At 61.8% G+C, this 26,970-nt stretch carries 29 protein-coding genes and 2 pseudogenes; 14 read left to right on the top strand and 17 right to left on the bottom strand.

Going from position 1 to position 26,970, the window contains the following annotated elements; genetic code table 11:
• A pseudogene (locus tag C934_RS0121145) lies at positions 1–212 on the top strand (IS481 family transposase); the annotation flags it as partial.
• Here C934_RS0121145 and C934_RS0121140 read toward each other — a convergent pair.
• The 5 genes from C934_RS0121140 to C934_RS0121120 all read right to left on the bottom strand — a co-directional run bounded on the left by C934_RS0121140 (position 209) and on the right by C934_RS0121120 (position 3,328).
• A complete protein-coding gene (locus C934_RS0121140; RefSeq protein WP_018858613.1) occupies positions 209–622 on the bottom strand; it encodes a tellurite resistance TerB family protein in 414 nt (137 codons plus the stop codon). The pseudogene C934_RS0121145 and the gene C934_RS0121140 overlap by 4 nt on opposite strands.
• 53 nt (positions 623–675) lie before the next feature.
• Complete coding sequence (locus C934_RS0121135; protein ID WP_018858612.1) at positions 676–1,413, bottom strand: thermonuclease family protein; 738 nt, start codon at positions 1,411–1,413, stop codon at positions 676–678.
• An 11-nt stretch (positions 1,414–1,424) separates the two neighbouring features.
• Positions 1,425–2,090 carry a S24 family peptidase gene (locus tag C934_RS0121130; RefSeq protein ID WP_018858611.1) on the bottom strand — a complete coding sequence of 222 codons (666 nt, stop codon included), beginning with the start codon at positions 2,088–2,090 and terminating at the stop codon, positions 1,425–1,427.
• A 102-nt stretch (positions 2,091–2,192) separates the two neighbouring features.
• A complete protein-coding gene (locus C934_RS0121125; protein WP_018858610.1) occupies positions 2,193–2,840 on the bottom strand; it encodes a response regulator in 648 nt (215 codons plus the stop codon).
• An 89-nt stretch (positions 2,841–2,929) separates the two neighbouring features.
• Positions 2,930–3,328 carry a hypothetical protein gene (locus C934_RS0121120; RefSeq protein ID WP_018858609.1) on the bottom strand — a complete coding sequence of 133 codons (399 nt, stop codon included), beginning with the start codon at positions 3,326–3,328 and terminating at the stop codon, positions 2,930–2,932.
• Between the two features lie 108 nt (positions 3,329–3,436).
• Between C934_RS0121120 and C934_RS0121115 the strand changes: the two genes are divergently transcribed.
• The gene (locus C934_RS0121115; RefSeq protein ID WP_198011829.1) at positions 3,437–3,790 is read left to right on the top strand and encodes a DUF952 domain-containing protein; all 354 of its coding nucleotides are present in this window, start codon (positions 3,437–3,439) and stop codon (positions 3,788–3,790) included.
• Positions 3,787–4,875: a quinone-dependent dihydroorotate dehydrogenase gene (locus C934_RS0121110; RefSeq protein WP_018858607.1), complete on the top strand. Its 1,089-nt coding sequence runs from the start codon at positions 3,787–3,789 to the stop codon at positions 4,873–4,875. The genes C934_RS0121115 and C934_RS0121110 overlap by 4 nt, the downstream gene beginning before the upstream one ends.
• Here the strand turns inward: C934_RS0121110 and C934_RS0121105 are convergent.
• The 3 genes from C934_RS0121105 to C934_RS0121095 are packed head-to-tail and all read right to left on the bottom strand — an operon-like array spanning position 4,851 to position 6,994.
• Positions 4,851–6,197 (bottom strand): MATE family efflux transporter, encoded by a 1,347-nt coding sequence (locus C934_RS0121105; protein ID WP_018858606.1) that lies wholly within the window; start codon positions 6,195–6,197, stop codon positions 4,851–4,853. The genes C934_RS0121110 and C934_RS0121105 overlap by 25 nt on opposite strands.
• Positions 6,198–6,228: 31 nt before the next feature.
• Positions 6,229–6,726: a CAP domain-containing protein gene (locus C934_RS0121100; protein ID WP_026371973.1), complete on the bottom strand. Its 498-nt coding sequence runs from the start codon at positions 6,724–6,726 to the stop codon at positions 6,229–6,231.
• A gap of 1 nt (position 6,727) precedes the next feature.
• The gene (locus tag C934_RS0121095; protein WP_018858604.1) at positions 6,728–6,994 is read right to left on the bottom strand and encodes a DUF6460 domain-containing protein; all 267 of its coding nucleotides are present in this window, start codon (positions 6,992–6,994) and stop codon (positions 6,728–6,730) included.
• 146 nt (positions 6,995–7,140) lie between these two features.
• On the opposite strand from C934_RS0121095, the gene C934_RS0121090 reads away from it, so the two are divergent.
• Positions 7,141–8,073, top strand: a complete 933-nt coding sequence (locus tag C934_RS0121090; RefSeq protein ID WP_018858603.1) for a methyltransferase — start codon at positions 7,141–7,143, stop codon at positions 8,071–8,073.
• A gap of 211 nt (positions 8,074–8,284) precedes the next feature.
• Entirely contained in the window at positions 8,285–8,920 is a 636-nt protein-coding gene (locus C934_RS0121085; protein WP_018858602.1) for a YitT family protein, read from the top strand.
• Here C934_RS0121085 and C934_RS0121080 read toward each other — a convergent pair.
• Both C934_RS0121080 and C934_RS0121075 read right to left on the bottom strand, forming a co-directional pair.
• Positions 8,917–9,378: a carboxymuconolactone decarboxylase family protein gene (locus C934_RS0121080; RefSeq protein ID WP_018858601.1), complete on the bottom strand. Its 462-nt coding sequence runs from the start codon at positions 9,376–9,378 to the stop codon at positions 8,917–8,919. The genes C934_RS0121085 and C934_RS0121080 overlap by 4 nt on opposite strands.
• A gap of 29 nt (positions 9,379–9,407) precedes the next feature.
• The gene (locus C934_RS0121075; RefSeq protein WP_018858600.1) at positions 9,408–9,908 is read right to left on the bottom strand and encodes an RrF2 family transcriptional regulator; all 501 of its coding nucleotides are present in this window, start codon (positions 9,906–9,908) and stop codon (positions 9,408–9,410) included.
• Between the two features lie 174 nt (positions 9,909–10,082).
• On the opposite strand from C934_RS0121075, the gene C934_RS0121070 reads away from it, so the two are divergent.
• From C934_RS0121070 to pdeM, 4 genes are all read left to right on the top strand, one after another.
• The gene (locus tag C934_RS0121070; protein ID WP_018858599.1) at positions 10,083–10,838 is read left to right on the top strand and encodes an ABC transporter substrate-binding protein; all 756 of its coding nucleotides are present in this window, start codon (positions 10,083–10,085) and stop codon (positions 10,836–10,838) included.
• 63 nt (positions 10,839–10,901) lie between these two features.
• Positions 10,902–12,155 carry an NAD(P)/FAD-dependent oxidoreductase gene (locus C934_RS0121065; RefSeq protein ID WP_018858598.1) on the top strand — a complete coding sequence of 418 codons (1,254 nt, stop codon included), beginning with the start codon at positions 10,902–10,904 and terminating at the stop codon, positions 12,153–12,155.
• A gap of 51 nt (positions 12,156–12,206) precedes the next feature.
• The gene (locus C934_RS0121060; protein ID WP_018858597.1) at positions 12,207–14,717 is read left to right on the top strand and encodes a ligase-associated DNA damage response DEXH box helicase; all 2,511 of its coding nucleotides are present in this window, start codon (positions 12,207–12,209) and stop codon (positions 14,715–14,717) included.
• Positions 14,718–14,823: 106 nt separating this feature from the next.
• A complete protein-coding gene (pdeM, locus tag C934_RS0121055) occupies positions 14,824–15,549 on the top strand; it encodes a ligase-associated DNA damage response endonuclease PdeM (protein ID WP_018858596.1) in 726 nt (241 codons plus the stop codon).
• Between the two features lie 38 nt (positions 15,550–15,587).
• On the opposite strand, the gene C934_RS0121050 is transcribed toward pdeM, so the two are convergent.
• Positions 15,588–15,818, bottom strand: a complete 231-nt coding sequence (locus C934_RS0121050) for a hypothetical protein (RefSeq protein ID WP_018858595.1) — start codon at positions 15,816–15,818, stop codon at positions 15,588–15,590.
• Positions 15,819–15,959: 141 nt separating this feature from the next.
• Positions 15,960–16,541, bottom strand: a complete 582-nt coding sequence (locus tag C934_RS0121045; RefSeq protein WP_018858594.1) for a transglycosylase SLT domain-containing protein — start codon at positions 16,539–16,541, stop codon at positions 15,960–15,962.
• A gap of 340 nt (positions 16,542–16,881) precedes the next feature.
• Between C934_RS0121045 and C934_RS0121040 the strand changes: the two genes are divergently transcribed.
• Positions 16,882–17,949, top strand: coding sequence for a cyclic nucleotide-gated ion channel (locus tag C934_RS0121040; RefSeq protein ID WP_018858593.1), 1,068 nt, complete (start codon positions 16,882–16,884; stop codon positions 17,947–17,949).
• A gap of 43 nt (positions 17,950–17,992) precedes the next feature.
• Here C934_RS0121040 and C934_RS32285 read toward each other — a convergent pair.
• Positions 17,993–18,553 (bottom strand): annotated as a pseudogene (locus tag C934_RS32285) (dihydrofolate reductase family protein).
• Between the two features lie 92 nt (positions 18,554–18,645).
• Between C934_RS32285 and C934_RS0121030 the strand changes: the two are divergent.
• Positions 18,646–19,152 carry a winged helix-turn-helix transcriptional regulator gene (locus tag C934_RS0121030; protein ID WP_018858591.1) on the top strand — a complete coding sequence of 169 codons (507 nt, stop codon included), beginning with the start codon at positions 18,646–18,648 and terminating at the stop codon, positions 19,150–19,152.
• Here C934_RS0121030 and C934_RS0121025 read toward each other — a convergent pair whose 3' ends face one another.
• Both C934_RS0121025 and C934_RS0121020 read right to left on the bottom strand, forming a co-directional pair.
• Positions 19,153–19,959, bottom strand: a complete 807-nt coding sequence (locus C934_RS0121025; protein ID WP_018858590.1) for a TIGR02186 family protein — start codon at positions 19,957–19,959, stop codon at positions 19,153–19,155.
• Positions 19,959–20,879 (bottom strand): sulfite exporter TauE/SafE family protein, encoded by a 921-nt coding sequence (locus C934_RS0121020; protein WP_018858589.1) that lies wholly within the window; start codon positions 20,877–20,879, stop codon positions 19,959–19,961. The genes C934_RS0121025 and C934_RS0121020 overlap by 1 nt, the downstream gene beginning before the upstream one ends.
• A 310-nt stretch (positions 20,880–21,189) precedes the next feature.
• Here C934_RS0121020 and C934_RS0121015 point away from each other — a divergent pair, with 310 nt between their 5' ends.
• Positions 21,190–21,753, top strand: coding sequence for a DUF922 domain-containing Zn-dependent protease (locus tag C934_RS0121015; RefSeq protein ID WP_018858588.1), 564 nt, complete (start codon positions 21,190–21,192; stop codon positions 21,751–21,753).
• A 23-nt stretch (positions 21,754–21,776) separates the two neighbouring features.
• On the opposite strand, the gene C934_RS0121010 is transcribed toward C934_RS0121015, so the two are convergent.
• Positions 21,777–22,409, bottom strand: coding sequence for a TerC family protein (locus C934_RS0121010; protein ID WP_026371972.1), 633 nt, complete (start codon positions 22,407–22,409; stop codon positions 21,777–21,779).
• Between the two features lie 280 nt (positions 22,410–22,689).
• Here C934_RS0121010 and C934_RS0121005 point away from each other — a divergent pair, with 280 nt between their 5' ends.
• Positions 22,690–24,312: an ABC-F family ATP-binding cassette domain-containing protein gene (locus C934_RS0121005; RefSeq protein ID WP_026371971.1), complete on the top strand. Its 1,623-nt coding sequence runs from the start codon at positions 22,690–22,692 to the stop codon at positions 24,310–24,312.
• A 300-nt stretch (positions 24,313–24,612) separates the two neighbouring features.
• On the opposite strand, the gene C934_RS34765 is transcribed toward C934_RS0121005, so the two are convergent.
• On the bottom strand, positions 24,613–24,891 hold the full coding sequence (locus tag C934_RS34765; protein ID WP_156828782.1) for a hypothetical protein: 279 nt from the start codon (positions 24,889–24,891) through the stop codon (positions 24,613–24,615).
• A gap of 630 nt (positions 24,892–25,521) precedes the next feature.
• Between C934_RS34765 and C934_RS0120995 the strand changes: the two genes are divergently transcribed.
• Entirely contained in the window at positions 25,522–26,931 is a 1,410-nt protein-coding gene (locus C934_RS0120995) for a DUF1254 domain-containing protein (RefSeq protein ID WP_026371970.1), read from the top strand.
• Positions 26,932–26,970: the final 39 nt, after the last annotated feature.

Below are 26,970 nucleotides of genomic sequence, written 5' to 3'. Positions count from 1 at the left end.
TCAAGGACGCCACCGTCAAGGTCTACCATTATGACGACCTGGAAAGTCTCAAGGCCCATGTCTTGGCCTTCGTCACTGCTTACAACTTCGCCAAACACCTCAAGGCGCTCCGATGGCGAACGCCCTATCAAGCAATCTGCAACGCCTGGACAAGGGACCCGTCAATCTTCAAAATCAATCCGCACCATCTCATTCCGGGACCACACACCTAGCCCTTGCGAAAGCGCGCGATCGCGCTGCGCTCGATGGCGGCGCAAGTGAGCTTATCGAGGCCGAGGCGGTCGCGAAGCAGGCTGAGAAGGCGCAGCTCTTCCGCCTTCACCGAGAGATCGGCGGAAGCAATTTCGACCGCGAGCGCATAGGCCGTGTCGTAGAGGCGCGACGGCAGCGTGTCCTTGACGGTTTCGAGCACGATGTCGAGCCCTTCGGGACCAGCCAGCAGTCCCGCGCAATCGCGTGCGATGGAAATCAGCTTTTCGTCGTCGAAATCACGGAAGACCGGCAGGAATCCGATCAGTTGGCCGATGCGCTCCATCTCGCGATCGTTCATCGTGCTGTCGACGGCGGATGCCATCACCATCACGTAGATCAAGGCGTCATGGGCGGAAAGCGGCTTGTTCATGTCTCGATGATCCCTTCGAAGTGAGGCCAGAGTCTAGGAGTTGCCCAGCGACATTACAAGCCGTCGGGCGGCAGATCGGAAGGCAGATCCTCAGGACCGCTGGTTTCTGCGAGGCTGCGAGGGTCGTTGCCATGGATGCCTTTGCCCGCCTGTTTTGCCTTCTCGCCGGCCTCGGCGAGCGCAGATCCCTTCGCCGCCTCTGCCCAGCCGTTTTCGACGAGCCACTGTGAAATGTCCTGCGTGCCGATCCTGCAGGCGGCCGTGACGGTACCGGTCCATTCCGCACTGTCGAGATCGCAGCGGACGGCCCTGAGGCGCAGCAGCAGCCGCAGATTGGTCTTTGCCAGCATCCCGCATGGCCACTCACGGCCCCCGCTGTCGATGCATGTCTTGTCCGCCGGCGTGGGGTCGATGCCGGCAAGCTGCAGGCGACGGTCGCCAAACGCCAGGACACCGGCGCTTTCCGCGATCGGGCGAACAAGGTTCACGCCTCTGTCTTTGGCAGGGTTTGCCGGTTGCTCCGACACAACGGGCGCGATGCGCTCGAGTGGCTTGCCGTCGATGACCGCAGGGTAGAACTGGCTGGCCTCGTCGACACGCCGCGCATTCATGCTGGCTTCGGGATTTGAGGTCGGTTGAGCCGTCGGAGCGGGGGGCGGCACTTGCGCTTCCATCGGCGCTGCCGTTTCCGCCGGATCAATGGCCGAGCTAAGCCGCTGTCCGCCGGCCGCAATCAGGTCGGCAACAATTCCGATCCCTGCAACAGCGGTCAGAATTGCCGCAGGACGCATGGAATATCTTCCTACTGGCTGGCCCAGATGATGCGGGCGATCCAATCCACGTCGGAAAGTTCAATTGTTCGGTTGGGATGCTCCGGGTTGAGCGACATCAATTCGATCGATCGCGGGCTCTGGCGCAACAGTACCTTCGCCATCACTTCGCCTTCGCGCGTCTTGACGACGACGCGATCATTGCGTCGAACCTGCGCGCCAGGCTCGACGATCAAGACGTCGCCGTCGCGGTAGAGCGGCATCATGCTCTCGCCCTGGACTTCGAGCGCATAGACGCCTGCCTTCTGCGAGGGTGCGGCCGGGAACTCCACAACGTCCCAGCCTTGCCCAGCCGGAAAGCCGCCATCATCGAAGAAGCCGCCGGCACCGGCCTGCGCAAAGCCGAGCAGCGGAATCGAGCTGCCCTGCCGCGGGAAGCCGCCTTCCGGAAGACTGGAAAAGCTCCCTGCCGGCCGCATGAACGTCAGGAACTGCTCCATGCTGGCGCCCGTTGCATCCAGCACCTTGGCGATCGATTCCGTCGACGGCCAGCGCAACCGCCCATCGGCGGAGAGCCGCTTGGACTTGTTGAAGGAGGTTGGATCGAGCCCCGCGCGCCGGGCAAGACCTGAAGGCGTCAGGTCATGCCGTTCGGCAAGCCTGTCGATCGCCCCCCAAATCTGCTCGTGTGACAGCATGTCGCCTGATTCCTGCGCGCCTGCGCCATCGTTCAACGACGAAATATTAACCGCAAGCCCAGCGGGAGTAAATAGAAGAAAGGAATAAAATCCTGTCTCGCCTCAGGCGACCATGGCCATGTTGATCTTGCCGAGCTGGATCACCGCCTGCGTACGGCTGTCGACATCGAGCTTGAGCAGGATCGCCGAGACATGCGCCTTGATCGTCGCCTCGGAAACGCCGAGCTCATAGGCGATCTGCTTGTTGAGAAGACCTTCCGCCAGCATCGTCAGCACACGGCTCTGCTGCGGTGTCAGCGTGTGCAGCCGGTGGATCAGGTCGGCGACGTCAGGATCCTGTTCCTGCCCGTCCCGATAAGTCTCGGGGGTCGCGATATCGCCGGCAAGGACCGTCTGGATACCGCGGCGAATGTCGTCGATCCCGGAGGATTTGGAGATGAAGCCGGATGCGCCGAGTTCGAGCGCGCGACGGATCGTCGTGGCGTCATCCGTCGCGGAAATGATGACGATCGGCAGCCCGGCGAATTCGGAGCGAAGCGCCATCAGGCCGGAAAAGCCGCTGACACCAGGCATCGATAGATCGAGCAGCATCAGGTCCGCTTCGGGATGTGCTCCAGCCGCCATGCGCGCTGCGGCAAAATCGCCGGCCTCGACGATCTCGGGATGGCCTTCCATACCAATCACTGCCTGGCGCAGCGCATCCCGGAAAAGCGGGTGGTCGTCGGCAATGATGATTGTCTGTTCCTGCATCGATAGCTCCCTCCCAAGAGCTCGATCGCCGAGACATGCCTCGTGCCTCCGCACGATACATGCCTCCATTCGGAGGTGACTATATCAAATCATGTCTTTTGCGGAAGGGCGTTGCGCTCCTCCTCGCTTCGGAATTCCTTGACTATCCCCATGAAGCTCCGCATCCAGCGCTCCATGATGCCGATCGAACGGTTGATCTCCTCGTCGGAGGGAAGCGCCTTGTTGACGATGCTTTTGTTCTCCAGCGCCGTGACGCGGGCCGAAAGCCGGTCGAGTTCCTGCTCATAGGCCGCCCGCTCATCGGCGGCCATCCTGCAGACGAGCGCGCCGTCCTTCTCCTCGCAAAGCGACATGGCGCCGGTCTGCTTGTCGAGCCGCACGAAGTGGTCGCCGCTACGCTCCAATTGAAAGCGCAATGCGTCGGTTTCAGCGGCATGAACGCCGAGCGGCAGGAGAAGCGCGAAAAGGCCGATTGCGATATTTCTCATGGTTTCCTCCGGAAATCTCGGTGGCCACCGCATTTTTCGCGGCGAGGCGTGGACATCGCCGCCGCTTTGCGGCAAAGCCCGGGAAAGACCAGCCATTCTGAGGTTATCATGACCCTGACATCCACGCTTTACAAGATCGTGACGGAAACGCTCTGGCAGGAGGCGAGGGCAGCCGGCGTTTTTCGTGGCGCGCCGATCGACCTTACGGACGGCTACATCCACTTCTCGACAGCCGCCCAGGTCAGGCAGACGGCGGCGCTTCACTTCGCCGGCCAGGCGGGGCTTCTGCTCGTTGCCGTCGATAGCAGCAAGTTCGGCGACGAACTCGTCTTCGAACCCTCGCGCGGCGGCGCTCTCTTTCCACACCTCTATGCGGAATTGCCGATGTCGGCCGTGTTATGGGAGGCGCCGCTGCCGCTCGATGTCGCCGGCCAGCACGTCTTTCCGGATCTTGCGCCATGATCGAGCTTTTCAAGCACGCCGCCCGCAAGGGTCTCTTCCTCTTCGACCCCGAAACCGCTCATGGCATGTCGATTGCCGCACTGAAGGCAGGCGCCGTGCCGGCCTGCCGGATCGCCCCCGATCCGCGCCTGCGGCAGAGCGTTGCCGGGCTCGATTTCGTCAATCCGATCGGCATGGCGGCCGGCTACGACAAGAACGCCGAGGTTCCGGAAGCGTTGCTGAAGATCGGCTTCGCTTTCACCGAGATCGGCACCGTGACGCCGAAGCCGCAGCCCGGCAACCCGCGCCCACGCATCTTCCGGCTGGTCGAGGATGAAGGCGTCATCAATCGCCTCGGCTTCAACAACGAAGGCCACGATGCCGCCTTCGCACGCCTGTCGGTCATTCGCGGCAACGGCATGATCGGCGTCAACATCGGCGCCAACAAGGACAGCGAGGACCGCATTGTCGACTATGTTCTCGGCATCCGCCGGTTCTATTCGGTCGCTCGCTATTTCACCGCCAATATCTCATCACCGAACACGCCGGGCCTGCGCGATTTGCAGGCGCGCGAAAGCCTCGCCGCGCTCTTGTCGGCAGTGCTTGCTGCCCGCGATGCCGAAGCCGAAAAGGCAGGCAGAAAGATCCCCGTCTTCCTGAAGATCGCGCCTGATCTGACGGAAGAGGGGCTGGACGATATCGCCGCCGAAGCGCTGTCGCATGCCCTGGACGGCCTGATTGTTTCGAACACCACGCTTTCCCGCGAGGGCCTCAGGGACCAGCGTCAGGCGAAGGAGACCGGCGGGCTTTCCGGCAAGCCGCTGTTCGACAAATCGACCGCCGTTCTCGCCAAAATGCGCAAACGCGTCGGCCCAGGCCTGCCGATCATCGGCGTCGGCGGCGTCTCGTCCGCCGAAACCGCGCTCGAGAAGATCAAGGCCGGTGCCGATCTCGTGCAGCTCTATTCCTGCATGGTTTATGAGGGGCCGGGCCTCCCGGGTACGATCGTTCGCGGCCTGTCGAAGCTGCTCGATCGCGAGCAGGTCAGATCCATCCGCGACCTCAGGGATACGAGAACGGACTACTGGGCAGGACGGAACGTCTGATCCGCCCGCGGCCGCACGAGCATCGCCAGGAAGACACCGCGAAACAGCAGGAAGCCGTTCATCGCCAGCCATAGGCCATGATTGCCGAACAGCGGCACGAAAACGGCCAGCGCTATGAGATAGCCGGCAAACGACATGAGCATCCGGTTGCGCATGTCGGTCGACCAGGTGGCGCCGATGAAGACACCGTCCATCAGGAAGGCCAGCGCCCCCGTAAGTCCGGTGACGGCGGCCCAGGGCAGGTAGGTTTTGGCCGCCTGTTTCACCTCCGGCGAGGTGGTTAGCACCGAAATCAACCATGGACCGGCCAGCAGGAAGAACACGGAAATGAGGCCGGCAAGCCCGAAGGACCAGAGCGCCGTCAGCTTCAGGCCACGCTCGAAGGCCGGCCGGTATCGCGCGCCGATCGCCCGTCCGGTGATCTGCTCTGCCGCGTTGGCCAGTCCGTCGAGATAATATCCGGAGAGCAGGAAGAAGTTCATCAGCACGGCGTTGGCGGCCAGCGTGACCGCTCCGAAGCTCGTCCCGATCCGCGTCATCAGAGTGAAAGCGGCGAGCAGCACGAAGGTGCGGATCAGGATGTCGCGGTTCAGCGCGAAAAGCTCGGCGAGGCGATGCCGGGAGAAGATCTCCGTGCGTGTCGGCCGATGCGCGCGATCGAAGCCGCGAAGGACAATCAGCAAGCCGACGACCGCACCGGCTGTCTCGCCGACCATCGTACCCCAGGCGACGCCCGCCACGCCCCAGTCAAGCCAGAGGCCGAGATAGATCGCCAGTATGATGTTGATGCCGTTGATGATCGTCTGCAGCAACAGGCCAACGGTGCCCTGGCCGCGGCCGAGCACGAAGCCGAGGATCGCGTAATTGGCAAGCGCTGCCGGGCCGGCAAGGATGCGGATGGAGAAATAGGTGCTGGTGGCGGCCGCAACGGCGCTCTCCGGTCCCATCAGCTTCAGCCCGGCTGCGAGTAGCAGTGGCGAAAGACAGAGAAGCGCTATGCCGCAGCCGAGCGCGGAGATCAGCGCTCGCCAGAAGACGCCCTGCTGGGCGTGCCGGTCGTGCCTTCCGAAGGCCTGCGCCGTCAGTCCGGTCGTGGAGGCGCGCAGGAAGTTGAAGCTGCCGAGGATAAGGTCGAAGAGCATGGCGCCGATCGCAAGCCCTGCCAGCGCATCCGGCTGACCCATGTGGCCGACGACGCCGGTGTCGACGAGGCCAAGGAGCGGCGTCGTCATGAAGCCGAGCGTCATCGGAATTGCAATCGACAGCACCAGTCGGTGCGTCACGTCGAATGCCAGCCTGTTCTCGTGACCGTGCGTATCCATGTCTGCCTCTGAGGAAGGAGGCAGAATCGCCTCAGCCGGAAAGCACCATTGCCCAATAGGGCACGCTTTTGGAAGCAGAATTGCGTGCTACCGCAACGCCGAGACCATTGTAACGACCGAGCATGTTCTCCAGATGGTGCGGAGAGTTGATCCAGGCGGTCACAACGGCCGGCACCGACTGTTGGCCGGCCGCGATGTTTTCGGCGGCCGGCATCTGTACGCCGCTTGCCTTGACGCGCGGGCCGAAGCCGTCGCCGATCCCCATCACGTGCTTCATCTTGCCTGCCGATGCCATGCGCTTGGCCTGGAACATCGCGGCATCCTTGGCAGCAGGATCCGCCGAAAGCGGCGGCAATCCGTTCTTGGCGCGCAACTGATTGACTAGCGGTAGAGCGTCCGCCGTTTCGTCTTCGCCATCAGAAGGCGTGGAAGCGAACTTGGGCGCGGTCGTGCAGCTTGCAACACCGGCGACCAGCACGAGGCCGGATATGTGTAGTAGCCCACGCCGCGAGAGGATTAGAGAGGTCATATTAGCGCCGATAGCTGAAGAGACGGATGAGGACGAAGACCGGGATCACGACGGTCGCACCAAGCAACAAATAATCGCCGACGCGTCCCAAAGCGGCAAAGCCGCGATGCCAGACTTCCAGAACGAAATTGCGGAAGCCGTAGACGAAATCCAGCGGCGCCCAGCCGAACACGGCCATGATGAAGCCGACGATCAGCGATACGACCAAAAGCTTGACCAATGTGCGGCCGAGGGAATCGCCGAGAAACTTGTTCACCTGATCGGACATGCGCCATCTCCTGTTTGTCCCTGAAATACGGGCGCGGAACGCCGCTCGCAAGCCTTTTTCAGGTCTGGCGTCTCCGCCTCTGAAATAGGACTTGAGTTTTTTTGTGACCGCAGCCAAATGCGGGCCTATCCCAATAGGTCTTCACCATGCAGCCCAACCAGCTCACTTCAGGCGACGTGATCGCCGATCGCCGCGCCGACTACGCCAAGATGCTCGACGAAAGCGGCGAACCGGACGCCGCCGCCGAATTGATGGAGCAGGCGTTGGAACTCGTGCCGGGCTGGGCGGCCGGCTGGTATCGGCTGGCCGGCTACCGCGAAAAGGCCGGCGATAAGTCAGGCGCGATCGACGCCTACCGGCGCACTTTGGAGGTCAGTCCGGACGATATTTTCGGAGCCGAGCTCAAGCTCGCTTTGCTTGGCGACTTCGAGATGCCGGACCAGCCGCCGAGCAGCTATGTCGAGCGATTGTTCGACGACTATGCCGATCGCTTCGAGACGTCACTGGTGGAGAAGCTCGATTACAGCGTTCCCGCCAAGCTTGCGGCGCTCGTCGCGACGACCGGCAGGAACTATGCGTTGGCCGTGGACCTCGGCTGCGGCACCGGCTTACTCGGACCGGAGATCCGTGATCGCGTTGCGCGCCTCGAGGGATTCGATCTGTCGCAGAACATGCTCGCCAAGGCTGCCGAGAAGCATATCTACGATCACTTGGCGCAAGCCGATCTGTCGCTGGCTCCGGAAGCGACGGGCCTCTTTGTCGAGGGAGCGACGCATCGTTCCGACCTCGTCACTGCCGCGGATGTGTTGATGTATCTCGGCAATCTCGAGAGTGTGTTCGAGGCGGTTTCAGCGCTTGTCTTGCCGGGCGCCGATTTCGCATTTTCGCTCGAGGACGCGGGTGAGGGCGATGGCTTTCATCTCGCGCCGTCGCTGCGCTACGCCCATTCCGAAAGCTATATACGCGCGCTCTGCGCCCGCCACGGTCTCGAGGTCATCGCCGTCAGCAAGACGCCCATTCGCAAAGATGGCTCAAACATCATTTCAGGTATCCTGTTCCTTACGCGCAAGGCGGGATAGCGGAACGATTCTTGCGAAGTGAATAATAGGTCAGCATTGCTTACGTATTTCGCTTGATTGCACTGCGAAAACGCCTGATAATCCTGGCTAATTCGGTAGGGTTCTTTCAGGATTTTCGAGGCACCCGGGACCATTCATCACCTACATTTCGTCACGCTCGGGTCTCGCCCTGGCGCATATGAACATGTCTGCCGTTTGGGGATCAACGACAATGGCACAGCTCTTCAATGCCCTCGGTTTCTGGAATACCAGCGCCACTCGCCATACGCCGGTCGAAGACGTCCAGGGGATTTTCTCCGGCAGCCTTATTGCGGCGCTCGGGCTTTATGTTCTGGCCAGCGCCGGCCTTCTGACCGGCAGCACCGCCGGCGTCGCGTTTCTGCTCCACTACGCCTTCGGCGTGAACTTCGGTCTCGCCTTCTTCCTGCTCAACCTGCCTTTCTTTTATCTTTCGTGGACGCGGCTCGGCATGGCCTTCACGGTCAAGACATTTATCGCGATCGGCCTGACATCGCTCATGACCAGCCTGCAGCCGAAGGTCATGGACATTTCCGCCATCCATCCGGCCTGGGCGGCTCTTCTCGGCGGTCTGCTGCTGGGTTTCGGCCTTCTGGCGCTCTATCGCCACCGCGCCAGCCTCGGTGGGGTCGGCATCCTGGGCGTCTATATGCAGGAGCGTTTCGGCATCCGCGCCGGCCTCGTGCAGATGGCGATCGACCTTTGCGTGCTGGCCGCAGCCTTCTTTGTCACCACGCCACCGGTGGTTTTCTATTCCGTTCTAGGCGCGGTGGTGCTGAACCTCTTCGTGGCCGTCAACCACCGCGCCGATCGCTACATCGCGCTTTAGGCAGCCCGTGCCGGCTTGTCGATCGGGTGCTGCGAGCGGAAGCCGACTGCCAGCCGGTTCCAGACATTGATCGTGCCGATCGCGACCGTGATCTTGGTGATCTCTTCTTCCGTGAAGTGGGCCTTCAGGGCTTCGAAATCGGCGTCCGGTGCGCCGGTTTCGGCGATACGGGTCACGGCATCGACCCAGCCGAGAAGGGCGCGTTCCTTGGCGTCATAGATCGGCGATTCCCGCCAGACGCACATCAGGTTGATCCACTGTTCGCTAAGCCCGTCATGCCGGGATTCCTTCACGTGCATGTCGACGCAATAGGCGCAGCCGTTGATCTGCGAGGCGCGCAGCTTGATCAGATGGATGAAGCGGCGTTCAAGGCCCGATTCCTGAACATACTGCTCGAGGGCGGCGACCGCCTTGTAAGCGTCCGGCGCGGCCTTGGCGAAGTTGAAACGTGCTTGCATGGTTCATTCTCCTTTTAGGGTTCTGCGGCTCAGCGAGCCGCTCTGCGTTCATTGATCTCAAGGAAGGCGCAGCCGCGGGCGGCGATCCCGCCGTCGTCATCAGCAGCGAGCTGCACCAGGATGTCGGCGATGCTGGTCTTGGCGAGTTCGGCGCGGTAGACGCGCTCGGCCCTCAGCATCGCCGCGCTGATCTGGCACGGTTTGGTGAAATAGCGCCCTGGAAGCTGGTTCGGCCCGCGCTGGCGGATCTCGCCGCAGCGGAAAGCCGGCTCCGGCCCTTCGACAGCAAGGACGATGTCGAGAAGGCTGATCTCCTCTGTCGGCTTCGCCAACTTGTATCCGCCCTTCGGCCCCGGAACCGTGCTCACGATACCTGCGCCGGAAAGCGCCTGCAGATGCTTCAGAAGATAGCTCGTCGAAACGCCATGGAACTCTGCGAGTGCCGCGGCCGAGAGCACCCCGCCTTCGGAAAGGCCGGCCAGCATGGAAACGCTGTGTATCGCCTGCTCGACTCCATCACCCAGTTTCATCAGACCATCCTCAATTCGTGGATAAAAAATATCTATGATTATTGCACCTGTCAAGCGGCTATATGCGAAGGATCGGATAGACGTGCGCATTTTGGTCGTCCGGGGTTGTGAAGCGGGACGGATTCGCTAAAGTCGGCCCCGTTGGGCAAAAACAATTCCAATAAGGGAACAGCAATGAGAAAGACGATTTTCCTGGCGGCCGCTGCCTTGCTTGCGGCGACGCACCTCGCATCCGCCGAGGACACGATCCGCATCGCAACGGAAGGTGCCTATCCTCCATTCAACTATGTCGAATCCGACGGCAGCCTGAAGGGCCTCGACGTCGACATGGCCAATGCGCTCTGCGACGAGATGAAGGCCAAGTGCACGATCGTAGCGCAGGATTGGGATGGCATCATCCCCGGGCTCCTGGCCAAGAAATATGACGCCATCATCGCGTCGATGAGCATCACCGAGGAACGCAAGAAGCAGATCGACTTCACGAACAAATACTACACGACGCCGCTTGCGGTTGCCGTGCCGAAGGACAGCCCGCTCAAGGGCGTTTCGGTCGATGACATGAAGGGCAAGACCGTTGGCGCCCAGGCTTCGACCACGCAGGCCGACTACCTGAACGACGTCTACGCCAAGGGCGGCGCCGAAGCGAAGATGTATCCGACGCAGGATGAAGCCGTCGCCGACTTGCAGAACGGTCGTATGGACGCCCTGATCTCCGACAAGTTCGTGGTGGTCGACTGGCTGAACAAGGCAGGCAAGGATTGCTGCAAGTTGCTCGGCGACGTCCCCGGTACGGAAACGCAGGCCGGCATCGGCATCCGCCAGGGCGAGACCGAGCTGAAGGAGCGCTTCAACAAGGCGATCGACGCGCTCGTTGCGAACGGGAAGTACAAGGAAATCACCAAGAAGTACTTCCCCTTCGACATCTACTGATCGCTTGCCGATCCAATCGCGCGGAGGCCAAAAGCCTCCGCGCCTTCTGATCAAGTCCATCCTATGAAAACAGATATCCTCGTCCTCGGTGCCGGCATTGTCGGCGTCAGTGCGGCCATTCATTTGCAGGATCGCGGCCGCTCCGTCGTGCTTGCCGACCGCGGCGAACCGGGCGGCGGCACCAGCTACGGCAATGCCGGACTGATCGAGCGTTCCTCCGTCGTTCCCTACGCCTTCCCACGACAGCTCGGCGCGATTGCCAAGTATGCGCTGAACAATTCATCGGATGTCCGTTACGATCCGGCCTACCTGCCGCGCATCGCGAAATGGCTGGCGCGCTACTGGTGGCATTCCTCGCCGACCAATCTGGAAAAGGCGACACGGGCGCTGCTGCCATTGATCGAAGCCAGTGTCACCGAACACGACAAGCTGATTGGCCGCGCCGGCGCCTCCGACCTCATCCGCGAGCGCGGCTGGATGTCGTTCTACAAGAACCCGCGCCGTTTCGAGGCTGCCCGTGCGGAAGCCGAGGGCCTGTCCGCCCATGGTCTGGCGATCCGTATTCTCGATGCCAGCGAGTTTCTGGCGATGGAGCCTGCCTTCGCCGCGCGCGGTGGAAGCATCGCCGGCGCCGTCCACTGGCTCGACCCGAAGACCGTAACCGATCCACAGGCGCTGACGGCAGCCTATGCCAACCTCTTCACGGCAGCCGGCGGCACGGTCGTCCGAGCTGACGCCTCCGCTCTTCGCGAGGAGAAGAACGGCTGGTCGATCACGACAGCCGAAGGCGAGATCATCGAAGCCGGCGAGGTCGTCGTTGCCCTCGGCCCGCAATCCGGCCTGATCTTCCGCAAGCTCGGCTATTCCTTGCCGCTGGCGGTCAAGCGCGGCTACCACCGGCATTATGCGCAGCGCGAAGGCCAGCCGCTCGGCCACTCCGTCGTCGACGAGGAAGCCGGCTACGTGCTGGCGCCGATGGCGCGCGGTATCCGGTTGACGACGGGCATCGAATTTGCTGCGCCCGATGCGCCGCCGAATACCATCCAGCTCCGCCGCGACGAGGCTCAGGCCCGCGCGCTCTTCCCGCTCGGTGAGCCAGTGGAGGCCACGCCCTGGCTCGGCCTGCGTCCCTGCCTGCCCGACATGCGCCCGGTGATCGGACCGGCGCCGCGCCATCGCGGCGTTTGGTTCAATTTCGGCCACGCCCATCACGGCCTGACGCTCGGCCCGGCAAGTGGCCGGCTGCTGGCCGAGCAGATGGCCGGCAACGACACGTTTGCCGATCCGAAGCCCTTCCACCCGCATCGCTTCCTGTAGTTACAAGGTCTGCCATTCTATTTCTGCAGCCGCTGCACTACCTTTAGGGCCGTGGACCAGATCGATTCCGAAGCCCGCGTTGTCCTGCCTCAGCCTTTCACCCGCTGGTTCGCGGACAAGGGATGGCGTCCACGCGCCCATCAGCTGGAATTGCTGGCCCGCGCCGAGGCTGGTGACAGCACGCTGCTGATCGCGCCAACCGGCGCCGGCAAGACGCTCGCCGGCTTTCTGCCATCGCTGACCGACCTGACGCGTCGCGGCAAGATCCTCCCGGGCTCCGCCTTCACCGGTATCCACACGCTTTACATCTCGCCACTGAAGGCGCTTGCCGTCGACATCGAGAGAAACCTGATGAAGCCAGTGGAGGAAATGGTCCTGCCGGTGACGGTCGAAAACCGCACCGGCGACACGCCCGTTGCCAAGCGCCAGCGCCAGAGATTGAGCCCGCCCGACATTCTGCTGACCACCCCCGAGCAAGTGGCCTTGCTGCTCGCCAGCCGCGAGGCAGAGCGCTTTTTCAAGGACCTCAAATACGTCGTTTTCGACGAACTGCATTCGCTCGTCACCTCGAAGCGGGGCCACATGCTTTCGCTCGGCCTTGCCCGCCTGCGCCGGCTGGCACCCGCCCTGCAGACGATCGGCCTTTCGGCTACCGTCTCCGACCCGATGGACCTGCAGAAATGGCTAGTCGCGCAGCGGGAAGGCGAGGATCACCACGCCGGATTGGTCATCGTCGAAGGCGGCGCCAAGCCCGACATTTCGATCCTGTCGACCGAGGAGCACATTCCCTGGTCGGGCCATTCGGCGAAATACGCGATCCCCGACGTCTACAAGCAGCTCCTCGACCACCGCACGACGCTGCTCTTCGTCAATACCAGGTCGCAGGCCGAGATGCTGTTCCAGGAACTCTGGACGGTGAACGAGGAAAACCTGCCGATCGCGCTGCATCACGGCTCGCTCGATGTCGGCCAGCGCCGCAAGGTGGAGGCCGCGATGGCGGCAAACCGGCTGCGGGCGGTTGTCGCCACCTCGACGCTCGACCTCGGCATCGACTGGGGCGATGTCGATCTTGTCGTCCATGTCGGCGCGCCAAAGGGAGCCTCGCGGCTTGCCCAGCGCATCGGCCGCGCCAACCACCGCATGGACGAGCCGTCGAAGGCGATCCTCGTGCCCGCCAACCGCTTCGAGGTGATGGAATGCCAGGCAGCACTCGACGCGAACTATATCGGCGCGCAGGACACGCCGCCGGTCGGGAAGGGCGCGCTTGATGCTCTGGCGCAGCATGTGCTCGGCATGGCCTGCGCCGAACCTTTCGATATGCTGGAACTCTTCGACGAGATATTGAGCGCCTCGCCATACGCCGATCTCTCGTGGGAGACCTTCGAGCGCGTCGTTGATTTCGTCGCGACGGGCGGCTATGCGCTGCGCACCTATGAGCGCTATGCCCGGATCCGCAAGACCAAGGAAGGACGCTGGCGCGTCTCAAATCCCCAGGTCGCCCAGCAATACCGGCTGAACCTCGGCACCATCGTTGAAAGCCCGATGCTCAACCTGCGCATGGTCAAGCGCGGCGAAGGCGGCAGGATCGGCCGCGGCGGTGCGACGCTGGGCAAGGTCGAGGAATACTTCCTCGAGCAGCTTTCGCCCGGCGACACCTTCATCTTCGCCGGCAAGGTGCTACGTTTCGAGGGCATCCGCGAGAACGAGGCTGTTGCCTCGCAGGCCTTCTCGATGGATCCGAAGATCCCATCCTATGCCGGCGGCAAGTTTCCTCTTTCCACCTATCTGGCGGACCAGGTGCGCTCGATGATAGCAGATCCCGACCGCTGGCGCCGCCTGCCGGACCAGGTGCGCGACTGGCTGGCGATCCAGCAGGAAAAGTCGATGCTGCCGAAGCGCGACGAGCTCTTGATCGAGACCTTTCCGCGCGGAAGCCGCTGCTACATGGTGATCTACCCCTTCGAGGGACGACTGGCGCACCAGACGCTCGGCATGCTGCTGACCCGGCGCCTCGAGCGAGCCGGCGCCAAGCCTCTCGGCTTCGTCGCGACGGATTATTCGCTCGGCATCTGGGGCTTCGAGGACATGGGGCTGATGATCCGCAACGGCCGGCTCAGTCTTGCCGATCTCTTCGACGAGGACATGCTGGGCGACGATCTCGAAAGCTGGCTCGACGAATCTTTCCTTTTGAAGCGAACCTTCCGCAATTGTGCCGTGGTTGCAGGTTTGATCGAGCGCCGTCACCCGGGCAAGGAAAAGACCGGGCGCCAGGTCACGGTCTCGGCCGATCTGATCTATGATGTGCTGAGAACCCACGAGCCGGATCACATTCTGCTGCAGGCGACGCGGCAGGATGCGGCAAGCGGGCTTTTGGATATTTCCCGGCTTGGCGATATGCTGAGGCGAATCAAGGGCCATATCACGCATCGCGCGCTCGACCACATCTCGCCGCTGGCGGTCCCCGTCATGCTGGAGATCGGCAAGGAGCCAGTGCATGGCGAGGCGCATGATGCCGTGCTGGCGGAAGCCGCCGACGACCTGATCGCCGAGGCGCTGGCTTAGAATAAGTCCCGGATAGGTTTGCGCCGGCTTACCATCCGGAATGCCCGATACGGAGATAGGGAGCGACCCGAAAAGGAGCTTCCGAGACCAAGGACTGACCCGAGTGATGAACCGCCTGGCGCTTGCGCGTGAACTGAACGGACTGGCCGCGCGACCGGGCGTCGAGACTTCGGTCCACGGCGTTGCCGCCGTCTGCGATCCGCTCGGCGCGCTCTACATGCCCGATGCCGGCATTCTCGTCGTGTCCGACCTGCATCTCGAAAAGGGTGCGGCCTTCGCCCGTCGCGGCATGATGCTGCCGCCCTACGATACGCTGGCGACGCTGACTGTGCTTTCGGCCGTCATCACCCGCTACGACCCGAAGCTGGTGGTCTCGCTCGGCGACAATTTCCACGACCGCGTCGGCTCGGCGCATCTGCCCGAGTCGTTCCGCAGCCTGATTGCGGAAATGGCGCGCGGCCGCGAATGGATCTGGATCAACGGCAATCATGATCCTGACGGCACTGTCGATCTGCCGGGTGCTTCCGTCGATGAGATGCATTACGGCGGTCTGACCTTCCGCCACGAGCCGAGAGGCGGGCTGCAGCAGGGCGAGATCGCCGGGCACCTGCATCCGGCCGCAACCGTCCGCCGCCGCGAAAAATCCGTCCGCCGGCCGTGCTTTGCCACCGACGGCGCCCGCCTGCTGATGCCGGCCTTCGGCGTCTTGACCGGCGGCCTCGACCTTCGCCACAAGGCGATGAAGGGCCTGTTCGATCACACTGCGCTCATCGCCCACCTCCTTGGGCGTGACCGGATCTACTCAGTCAGGTTTGGCAACCTGGTGGGTTAAGCGCGCGATAGGCGACAGGCGTGCAAACCGCCGTCGCGCTATTCGCCGAAATAGTAGAGCGGCTGGCGAGTGAGCTCACCACGGCCGAGATGGCCGTACACATCGTTTCCCAGAATCCAGAAGGCAATCGCCTGCGTCTTCGTGTTGAAGATGTAGTCGCCGGAGATCCAGTGTTCCGCTTTGTTGCCAGAAAGCGCATACAGATAGTCGCCAACCTCATACATGACCGCCCGGTGCGAGTTGTAATCGTATAAGTAGCGCTCGGCCATCTATTCTCCTGATTCTATTTCGGAAAGAATCCCATGGTCCCGAATGTATTGTCAAACAATACTGCAGATGTACGAAGATCGACCCAATTTTGTTTGGTTCGTGTTGTATAGTGTTTCTATTGGACGTTCCCAGTGAAGGCCTTAATTGCACTCCTGCAATTGCCGTTGATAGGTCACTGCCATGTTGTTGAACCGCTGCGCCGTCTTCTGCAGCTGTGCATTCGAGCGCCAGTCGCCGCGCACGTAACCCTTCGGGCCGGAATAGTAGGCGAGATAGAGGTTGTAGGCATCGTTCAGGGGAATGCCGGTCACCTGGCTGTTTTGCGCGTGGTACCAGCCGATGAAGTCGATCGCATCGGCGAAGTTGGTGCGGCGCGCGGCCCAGCTGCCGGTGGCGGATTGGTAGTGATCCCAGGTGCCGTCGAGCGCTTGCGAATAGCCGTAAGCCGTCGAAGGTCGCGTCCACGGAATGAAGCCGAACAGCTTGGTGCGCGGTGGTCGCGCATAGGGCTGGAAGCCGGACTCGGTATACATGGTCGCCATCAGGATCGGAACCGGAACGCCATACTTGCGCTCCGTCTTTTCCGCCGCGCGCTGCCAGCTCGTGAACATCCCGTCGCGCTGCTCGAAGACCGCGCAGATGTTTCGGGTCTGTTTGGGAGCGGTCGCACAGCCGGCAACAAGTGCCAGAAGCACGAGAGCGGGGAGGGCACGGATACGCATTACAAGAACCTCTCGTTTCCGAGAGATTACTAACTCGTAAATATTAACGAGCGGTTTTTAGCGGAATGCGAGTTGCCACCTGCAAATGGCGGCAGTGCCGCTTAGGAGAGCAGCTTTTCCAATCCGGAATTTTGTCAGCGCCCGCCTGCGCTTTTCGACGCTTTGCTGCGTTAAAACGACGAAACCTCGCCGCTCGAAGAACAGTTTGGCCGTCAGGCCCGCTTCCCTTGCCAAACTGCCTGGCCCTGGGAGGCCGCACGAGCGTTGGTTCAAGTGTACTTTGCGCGTGGCCCAAAGGCATTTATTGTCGAAGAATGCCGGGCGCGGTTGGGAGTGTCTGATGTCGGCAGTGCCTTTCTCGAAGATTTCGACGCCGATCAACGCGCTGTTCGCCGCAATTGGTCTCCTGATCGTTGCTGCGCTGACGACGCCCAATCTCGCCGCGGAAGAGCAATTGGCCTTTGAGTTGCTGCTTGCGGCAATTTGGGTGGTCTATGTGCTCCAATTGGTTGGGACGTTGCTCTCACGTCGACAACGCCCGTCGAGCGGGGTGACGGCCCTTGTGATCGATTTGCTTGCCGTTCTGGTTCCGGTCGTTGCATTCCTGTTCGTTGGATCCCGCGATCGGAGCCTGTATTGCGCCATTTGGCTTCTCAAGCCGCTGCGGGACTCGAGCTTCTTCAGGCTGATGGCAAAGGTGGTTGCGAACGAATCGCGCAATCTGCTTGGCGTCACGTCGGTCTTCGGCATCGTTCTCTTTGGTGCCGCGCTGGCCGGTTATGTCATCGAGCGCGACGTCCAGCCAGACAAGTTCGGCAGCATCCCGCAGGCGATGTGGTGGGCCGTCGTGACGTTGTCGACGACCGGCTACGGCGACGAGATCCCGCAGAGCCTCGGAGGGCGGATACTGGCTGGCCTGGTGATGATGAGCGGTATCGGCATTTTTGCGCTTTGGGCCGGTATCCTCGCCACCGGTTTCTACGAAGAGGTTCGCCGTCAGGACTTTGTTCGCAACTGGCAACTGGTCGCCGCCGTACCTCTATTCCAGAAGCTCGGCGCTGCCGCACTCGTCGAGATCGTGCGGGCGCTGCGACCGCGCGTCGTCCCTGCCGGTAGCGTGATCTGTCGCAAGGGTGATATTGGCGATCAGATGTTCTTCATCGTCGAGGGGCGGGTCAGCGTGGCAACCCCCGATCATGCGGTGGAACTTGGCAGCGGAAGCTTTTTCGGCGAGATGGCGCTGATCACGGGCGAGCCGCGATCAGCAACTGTCAGTGCCGCAACTGAGGTGTCGCTGCTGTCGCTCTATGCGGTGGAGTTCCAGATGCTGTCGAGCAGCAGCCCCGAGATCGCAGAGACCATCCGCAAGACTGCGCTTGAGCGACGGGGCGGGCTGCCGAATGCTTGATCCAATCCCGCTGTGGCTGCGGCAGGGCCGCAGCCATTGACGCTCATGCTTGGACCGGCTCGTAGCGAAGGATCACTGCGCCGTTCTTCGTCGTCGTGCTGTCCAGTAGCCTCAGCGGAAGCTGCCAGTCTCCCGGTTTGAAATGTGGGTTGCCGCCGCCGAGGATGACAGGCACAAGGCACATGCGGATCTCATCCACCAGGCCTTCCTTCAGGAGCGAATCCGCCAGTTCGGCGCTGCCGAAAATGAAGATCGACTTGCCGGTTTCGGCCTTCAGCTTCTTGAGTTCCGAGACGGGTTCACTCACGACGCGGGTGGTTCCAGTCGGCCGTCGGCATCGACCTCGATACGGCTATCTTGGCAATGCCGTTCATATAGGTCTTGATCTTCTCGCCTTCCTCGTCCGTGGCGGTCGGCCAATAGGCGGCCATGCCCTCATATGTCTTGCGGCGAAGACGAGCAGGTCGCCCTCTTCGCCAAGAGGCTCGGAGTACTGTTGCAGTTCGGGACCCCAGACAAGAGTGTGAAAATCGATATCCCACGGCTTCGTCCCTTCGAAATAGCCGTCAAGCGTCATCGGATTCCAAACGATAAGCTTTCTCATCCCTTCGTCCTCCTCGAAACTGGTTGCAACTCGTAACTGGTTGAACGCTTGGTTGACTGATGGCAAAATGCAAGCAGTTTTTGGAGGTGCTAATGGACGACGCTCATCGCTCCGGCTGCCCGATCAATCTGACGCTCGAGGTCCTCGGCGATCGCTGGAGCCTCATCGTCATCCGCGACATCATGTTCGGCAATCGGCGCCATTTTCGCGAACTGCTGCAGAATTCGCAGGAGAAAATTGCCTCGAACATTCTGGCCGACCGCCTCCGCCGCCTAGTCGACAGGGGATTGCTGACGCGTGAGGATGATCCGACGCACAAGCAGAAGGCAATCTATAGCCTGACCGAAATGGCGATCCAACTCGTGCCCATCTTCGCGCACATGGGTGCGTGGGGTCGCAGGAATCTTCCGGTTACCGAGGAACTCTCCATTCGGGCGGAGCTTCTGGAGGAGGGGGGCACCGAACTCTGGGAGGAATTCATGGACGAGCTGCGCGCCAAGCATCTCGGCAAGAAGCTGCCTGCCCGTACGCCGTCCGTCCTCGCGCGCCTCACCGAAGCCTATCTCAGCGTCGTCGCCCGCAAGACGAAATCCGCCTGATCAATCCTTGCGGAACACCACGCTGGCACCCCAGCCGGTAATGAGCGCCAGGAAGACAGAAACCAGGCCGTAGGCAATCGGCTGCGAGTGAGCCGCGTCGGTAATCATCTGCTCGATGCCCGTCTTGATGACACGCAACGGCACCGACTTCTCAGTGATGAAATTGCCGCTCTTGAAGAGATAGGCTCGCACGGTATGCACGCCGTTCGGAATGTTTGCCGGCAACCGCAGGCTGGCTTTGAAAAGGCTGGAACTGACGAAACGCACGCCGCTCGGGTCGCGATCGTAGAGGCCGCCGTTTTCCTGCAGTCGGCGAAAGGCCTGCCGGAATTCGCCGAGATTGCTGGCGTTGCCGACGAAGCCGACCGGCGTCAGCGGGATGTGGTCGATGCCGATCCCCCTATCGGTGAGGTCGAGCGGCGTGGTGATGTCGTCAAGCATGCGCGAACTCGACATCGAATAGGAGTGCGGCACCGCCTCGAAGGTCATCGATCGCGTATTCATCCAGACGCCGAACACGCGCTCCTTCCGGCGCACGGTCGCGTTTTCTCGCGGCCCCTCGAGAACGACGACCACGTCATATTGGCCGATTGCCAACAGAAGACTGTCAGTGTTGGTCACGGCTCCAAAGATCGTCAGGTCCGCGCCCCGAAAATCCGAAGTGATGGCGATTTCGCTGGTGGAGGTGCCGATCTCCAGCCCTTCGGTCTTGCTCTGCGCGGCCTGGCCCGGGAGCAGCATCTGCGCCATTGCTGCGGTGGGCAGCAAGAGAACGATAGATAGAAGAGCAGCGAGGAAGCGGCGCATCAATTCGCTCCCATGACGACGGAGTAGACGTCCGCTGGGGTTACGACGAGCGCAACGGCAAGACGAAGGCCGACGGCAAGCACCAGCAGTCCGAGAAGCGCGCGAAGCTGCTCGCCGCGCAGCTTCTGTCCGACACGCACGCCATACTGCGCGCCGATCACGCCGGCAATCATTAGGAAAAAGGCGAGCACGATGTCGACCGAGAAGTTCGTCGCCGCCTGCACGACCGTCGTGTAGGCGGTCACGAAGATGATCTGGAACAGCGACGTGCCGACGACCACGTTGGTCGGAATGCGCAGGAGATAGATCATCGCCGGCACCATGATGAAGCCGCCGCCGACGCCCATGACCGATGTCAGGATGCCGATGCCGAAGCCGAGCGCGACGACCGGGATCACACTGAGGAAGATCTTCGACTTCTTGAACCGCATCTTCAGCGGCAGCTTGTGCACCCAATGGTGATGACCGGGGCGCCGTGGTGTCGGCGGCACGTTCTTCGCCGCACGGCGCATGGCACTGACGCTCTCGACCAGCATCAGTCCACCGACCGTGCCGAGAAAGACGACGTAAAGCAAGGAGATGATGAGATCGAGCTGACCGATCCGCCTGAGCAGCGAGAAGATCCAGATGCCGATTGTCGCACCGGTGAGACCCCCAATCAGCAGTACGGTTCCGAGCTTCAGGTCGAGCGATCCACGCCGAAAATGCGTGATGGCGCCGGATATGGAGGAGGCCACGACCTGATTGGCGCCGGTGGCGACGGCAACGACCGGCGGGATGTTGTAGAAGATCAGGAGCGGCGTGATCAGGAAGCCGCCGCCGACACCGAACATTCCGGAGAGAAAGCCGACGGCTGCTCCCATGCCGAGAATGATGAAGATGTTCACCGACAATTCTGCGATAGGCAGATAGATTGTCACAGCAGACCCCAATCTATGAACTGCCCCCACAGGCAGGCGTCTTACATCTTGTTCGAATGGTGCATCATACGGTGAAATCGTTGCCAGAGGATTTCGATTAGCGACACGCGATCCATTCGATAGCGTGATCACTCTCGAATATTCAGGCTTTTTTTGGGTTTTATGACAGACCTTTAGGGGGCGATCCCGACAAAGCGTGCCTAGTGCCGCATCCGGATCGCCGGTTGAATGCGAGACGCCTGCCGACTAGGGTCGGAGCAGGATTGTCCGGGGGATTCGCGTGAAGGCAGGATTGGTTCGTTGGTTGCTGATGGCGTGCGTCCTTCAGCCGGTTGCGGCGAAGGCGGAATGGCAGCCGATCGAAGAGGTGCGGACCTACGCGGTGACGGGCAGTTCCGGCGCAGCCTTGTACGATTCCATCGGCGAGCACGGTCCCGAGCTTGCCGGCGGTCGGGTGGTGGCGCACACGACTTTCAAGCTGACCTGGACCAGAAAATACGAGCGCCGGGGCGATGCCTGCGTGCTTGCCGTGGCGCGGCCGAAGCTGATCATCACCTACACGCTGCCGAAGCCGACCGGCAAGCTTCGCGCTGCCACCCAGGCAAGCTGGGCGACCTTCATTGCCGGCATCGAAACGCATGAGCGGGTGCACGGGGACTATATCGAGCAGATGGTCCGGGACATCGAGGCGATGAGCGTCGGCTTTTCCGCCGACAATGACCCGGATTGCCGCAAGATCCGGGTCGAACTCACCAAGCGGCTCGGCGAACTCTCGGCGCGACAGCGACAGCAGGGCCGCGATTTCGACAAGGCGGAGATGAGCGAGGGCGGCAATATTCGCCGCCTCGTCCTGCAGCTCGTGAACGGCCCCTGAGGGCCGTTCGAACCTATGGCGGTTCAGCCCAAAGCGGCAGCGGCCACCGGCGCGAGGTGCGGCCAGACCTCGAGGGCGCCGCGATAGATCATGCTCAGCGCCACGTAGACGATGATGGCAAGGCCGAGATAGGCGATCCAGTGGTAGCGGTTGAGCAGGCGCGCGATGAAGTTCGCCGCAATACCCATCATCGCAATCGACAGGATGAGGCCGATGACGAGGATCGTCGGATGTTCGCGGGCAGCCCCCGCAACGGCGAGCACGTTGTCGAGCGACATCGACACGTCGGCAATGACGATCTGGCTGGCTGCCTGGAAGAAGGTCTTCTTCGGCGCCGCCGCGTCGCCTTCGGCACCCTCCACTTCGCCGCTGCCGTTGCGCAGATCGCGCCACATCTTCCAGCAGACCCAGAGCAGGAGAATACCGCCGGCCAGCAGCAGGCCGATGATCTCGAGAAGCTGGACGGTAACGCTGGCGAGCGCGATACGCAGCACGGTGGCAGCAAGAATACCGACGAGGATCGCCTTCTTGCGTTGGTCGTCCGGCAATCCGGCGGCGGCAAGACCGATGACGACGGCGTTGTCGCCGGCAAGCACGAGGTCGATGAGAATGACCTGCAAGAGCGCCAGCAAGCCGGCCGAGGTGAAAATTTCCATAATCTGATAATCCCTGACATATGCGAAACGCCCGCCGGCGCGCCGATAACGCATAAATGATCGCTGATCGGCTGATCAAGGGGCGAGGACCTATTGTGGAAAAGTTCTGTCGCCCGTTGCAGTTCCGCCCGGTCGACAAACGACCTTCATTTTCCTGACGTAGAGTTCTTTGCATGGCCTGGGATTGGCCATTGCGCCGCGAACGTGCTAGCGAGAGCCGCAAAAAGCCCCGGCCGGCATGATCGAGGGGCGCAGCAACGCTTTCGGAATCCACGCAGACATGATTCGCATCGAGAATATCAGCAAGCAGAACAGCCACCGCATCCTCTTCATCGAAGCCTCCGCAGCCCTCAACAGAGGCGAGAAGATCGGCCTCGTCGGCCCGAATGGCGCCGGCAAGACGACGCTCTTTCGCATGATCACCGGGCAGGAGCAGCCCGATGAAGGCCAGGTCGCGGCCGAAAAGGGCGTGACGATCGGCTATTTCAATCAGGATGTCGGCGAGATGGCCGGCCGTAGCGCCGTGGCCGAGGTCATGGAAGGTGCTGGGCCTGTCAGCGTCGTCGCGGCCGAGTTGCGTGAACTCGAAGTGGAAATGGTCGATCCCGACAAGCTCGACGAAATGGACCGGATCATCGAGCGCTATGGCGAAGTCCAGGCACGGTACGAGGAACTGGACGGCTACGCTCTGGAAGGGCGTGCGCGCGAAGTGCTGGCAGGCCTGAGCTTCACCCAGGAAATGATGGACGGTGATGTCGGCGGACTGTCGGGCGGTTGGAAAATGCGCGTGGCGCTCGCCCGCATTCTTCTGATGCGTCCGGATGTCATGCTGCTCGACGAGCCGAGCAACCACCTGGACCTGCAAAGCCTGATCTGGCTGGAAGAATTCCTGAAAACCTATGACGGGGCGCTTCTGATGACCTCGCACGACCGCGAGTTCATGAACCGCATCGTTGGCAAGATCATCGAGATCGACGCCGGCTCGTTGAACAGCTACTCCGGCGATTACGGGTTCTACGAACAGCAGCGGGCGCAGAACGAGAAACAGCAGCAGGCGCAGTTCGAGCGCCAGCAGGCGATGCTTGCCAAGGAAATCAAGTTCATCGAGCGTTTCAAGGCGCGCGCATCGCACGCCTCGCAGGTGCAGAGCCGCGTCAAGAAGCTGGAGAAGATCGACCGGGTCGAGCCACCGAAGCGCCGCCAGACGGTCGCCTTCGACTTCCTGCCGGCCCCGCGCTCCGGCGAAGACGTGATCAACCTCAAGAACGTCCACAAGAAGTACGGCAGCCGAACCATTTACGAAGGCCTGGACTTCATGGTCCGCCGCAAGGAGCGTTGGTGCATCATGGGCATCAACGGTGCCGGCAAGTCGACCCTGCTGAAGCTGGTTGCTGGTTCCGCCGAGCCGGACCAGGGCAGCGTTGCCCTCGGCGCCAGCGTCAAGATGGGCTATTTCGCCCAGCACGCCATGGATATCCTCGATGGCGAGCGGACAGTGCTGGAATGGCTGGAGGATTCCTTCCCGCAGGCAGGGCAGGCGCCGCTGAGAGCGCTGGCCGGCTGCTTCGGCTTCTCCGGCGACGACGTCGAAAAGAAGTGCCGCGTGCTGTCGGGTGGCGAAAAGGCGCGGCTTGTCATGGCCAAGATGCTCTTCGATCCGCCGAACCTGCTGGTGCTCGATGAGCCGACCAACCACCTGGACCTCGACACCAAGGAAATGCTGATCAAGGCGCTGTCGCAATACGAGGGCACGATGCTGTTTGTCTCGCACGACCGGCATTTCCTCGCGGCGCTTTCCAACCGCGTGCTGGAACTGACGCCTGACGGCATCCACCAATATGGCGGCGGCTACACGGAATACGTCGAGCGCACCGGTTACGAGGCACCTGGCCTGCGGGGCTGAGGGTAGCGGGGCGCCGGTCGACCTGCAGGTTCGATGCGAGCCGCTATCGTGACGGCCACTGCACGGGCCTCGCCGGGGTCCTTCAAAGGTCGCCGTTACGATCGGCAATTCGGCGCTGCCGGGCAGGCCGTAGCGACCGGGGAAGGCGGCGAGCCGCGGCCGGAGTTCCGGTTGCCGCAGCGCCGCCTCAGCCAGGCGACGTTCCAGATCGCGGAACTCCTCCGTGTCGTCAGCAGTCGTCTGTTGCATCGTTCCCATCATTCGAAGGATGGTCTGGCGCCGGTCCTCATTGGCGCGCGTTCAAGGCGGGAAGTAAGGGTGATAGCCGGCATCGTGGTGCATCTGTGCCGCCGTCAGCCTGCCCCTGCAGGCCCGGGCACGACGGCAGGTGGCGATGGAGCAATCTTTCCAGAAGCCGCACTCGCTGGCGGCCAGCCGTGTGATGACGCATCCGCCGGATCGCGCCTTTTCCTCGCCATCGACCAGTCCGCCATCCTCGAAATTCATGGCCTCGACGACGGCGAGCACGTCGACAACGGGCAGGGCGAGAAGTCTTTTCAGGAACAGGCTGCTTCGCATGCGTCTCCTCCACGGCAGCTCCGCCGCCATGTTTTCGACCATCGATCCGGAGAGCCCACGCAAATGCGGAACCTCACTGGTTAGATTTATTGTGGCTCCGCATTTGCGTGGCCTTCGGCGTTCTTCGGGATATCCCTACCCCTTCAGGCGATCGCCTCGTCTCGCTGCGTCCGAGCAGATCGGCCCGAACTTGCATGGCTGAACCAAACCGGATGCTGGAACATCCGGGGGAGACTTGTGATGGCAGCGGTCTAATGCCGATGCCCGGCTTTCGCCTCCCTGCCTTCGACTACACGTTACAGCCTCCGGCAGGGCGCCGGCTCCCGCCTGCCCGCGAAAGTCTCGCGAAACACCCCGGCGACGGAAGCGGGAGGATTTTAGGCACGGGGCCGGGGAGCGAGGATGAGAGATCGGATAAGTGATTGATATGGCTTAACTCGGCGCTGTTTTGCTCCGTTGAGGCACCATGCACTCGATCGGATATTGCATCAGCATATCCCGATTTCGCATGGTCGGACCCGCCTCTAGTCTGCAGATGGGATACTGGTCACATTTACCGTAACGTACTTCCGTATTGAGCCCCGCAAGCATTCACTCCGGATGACGCATCAAGATCGGAGGAGGCCTGCCATGAGGTCTATCGCGCTACTATGCATGCTGCTGCTCGCCGGTCCGGCACTTTCGGCAGATAGGACCGCACGGCAGGTGTTCGACCAGGAGATCGAGCGGAATGCAGTCCAGGCGGCAGTTTGGGGCATACCCGTCGTCAACTACGATCTGATGCGGCAGGAGATGCTTGAGAAGACGCCCGGCAAGGTCGGACAGGTCATCTATTGGGGCCGCCCGCTGGACTGGATGAACCAGACGCTGACGCCCAATCCGGACGCTCTCTACTTCATGGTTTTCTTCAGCACGAAGGACGGCCCCGTCGTTCTCGATCTGCCGCCGGCGGAGGAAAAGGCCTCCTTCAACGGCAATATCGTCACCGCATGGCAATTGCCGCTCGAGGATGCCGGTCTGCTCGGATACGACAAGGGCAAAGGCGGCAAGTTCGTGGTCCTGCCGCCGGGTTACACGGACAAGCTGCCGGACGGGTTCATTCCGCTGCGGTCCGAGGTCTACGGCGGCTACATGCTGTTTCGTTCGAACCTTGCGAGCCATGGTGATGCCGATGTCCAGGCCTCCATCGACTACGGCAAGAAGCTGAAAATCTATCCGCTGTCGGCCGCCGCCAATCCGACGGAGACCGTTTTCTCCGACGTGAAGGATGTTCTGTTCGATTCCACGATCAGATGGGACGCGAGCTTCTTCGACAATCTGAACCGTGTCGTACAGGAAGAGCCGTGGATCTCCCGCGACCGCGTGATGATCGACCAGCTGAAATCGATCGGCATAGAGAAAGACAAGCCGTTTGAGCCCGATCGCCACACCAAATCCCTGCTGACCAAGGGCATCAAGGAGGCCGAGACCCTACTGGAGGCGAAATACGATGCCGGTCTGCCGCCCTTCTTCAGCGAGAAGAGCCGCTGGACCTTCCCGGCCTATCCCGATCTCATCAACGCCATGCAATCTGATTTCGCCGAACAGGACGCCTATCCGGTCGATCATCGCGGCGTTGCCTACAGCTATGCCTATATCGGCATCAAGAGGCTCGGGGCCGGTCAGTTCTATGCGATCTCGATCCGCGACAAGGATGGCAATGCCTTCGACGGCGGCAAGACCTATCGTCTCCATGTGCCTGGCAATGTTCCCGTCCAGCAATATTGGTCGGTGACGGCCTATGACCGGCAGACGCACGCGCTGATCAAGAATGTTGCGCGTGCCAGCCGTTCGTCGCAGATTCCGGAACTGGTGAAGAACGGAGACGGATCCGTCGATCTCTATTTCGGTCCCAAGGCCCCCAAGGGCAAGGACACCAATTGGGTGCCGACCGATCCGAAGCGGCAGTTCGAACTGATGTTCCGCGCCTACGGCCCGACGAAGGAGTTTTTTGACAAGAAGTGGGTGTTGTCGGATGTCGTCAGGGTCGCCGCGCCCTAGGTGTCAGCACGAGGGCCCATTTATGACTGGCATCGTGAG

This window comes from Rhizobium sp. 42MFCr.1, from assembly GCF_000377185.1.
In the GTDB taxonomy this organism is placed as follows: Bacteria; Pseudomonadota; Alphaproteobacteria; order Rhizobiales; family Rhizobiaceae; genus Rhizobium; species Rhizobium altiplani.
Note: the sequence above shows the minus strand (reverse complement) of the source record. Positions and strands in the feature narration are given on the sequence as shown.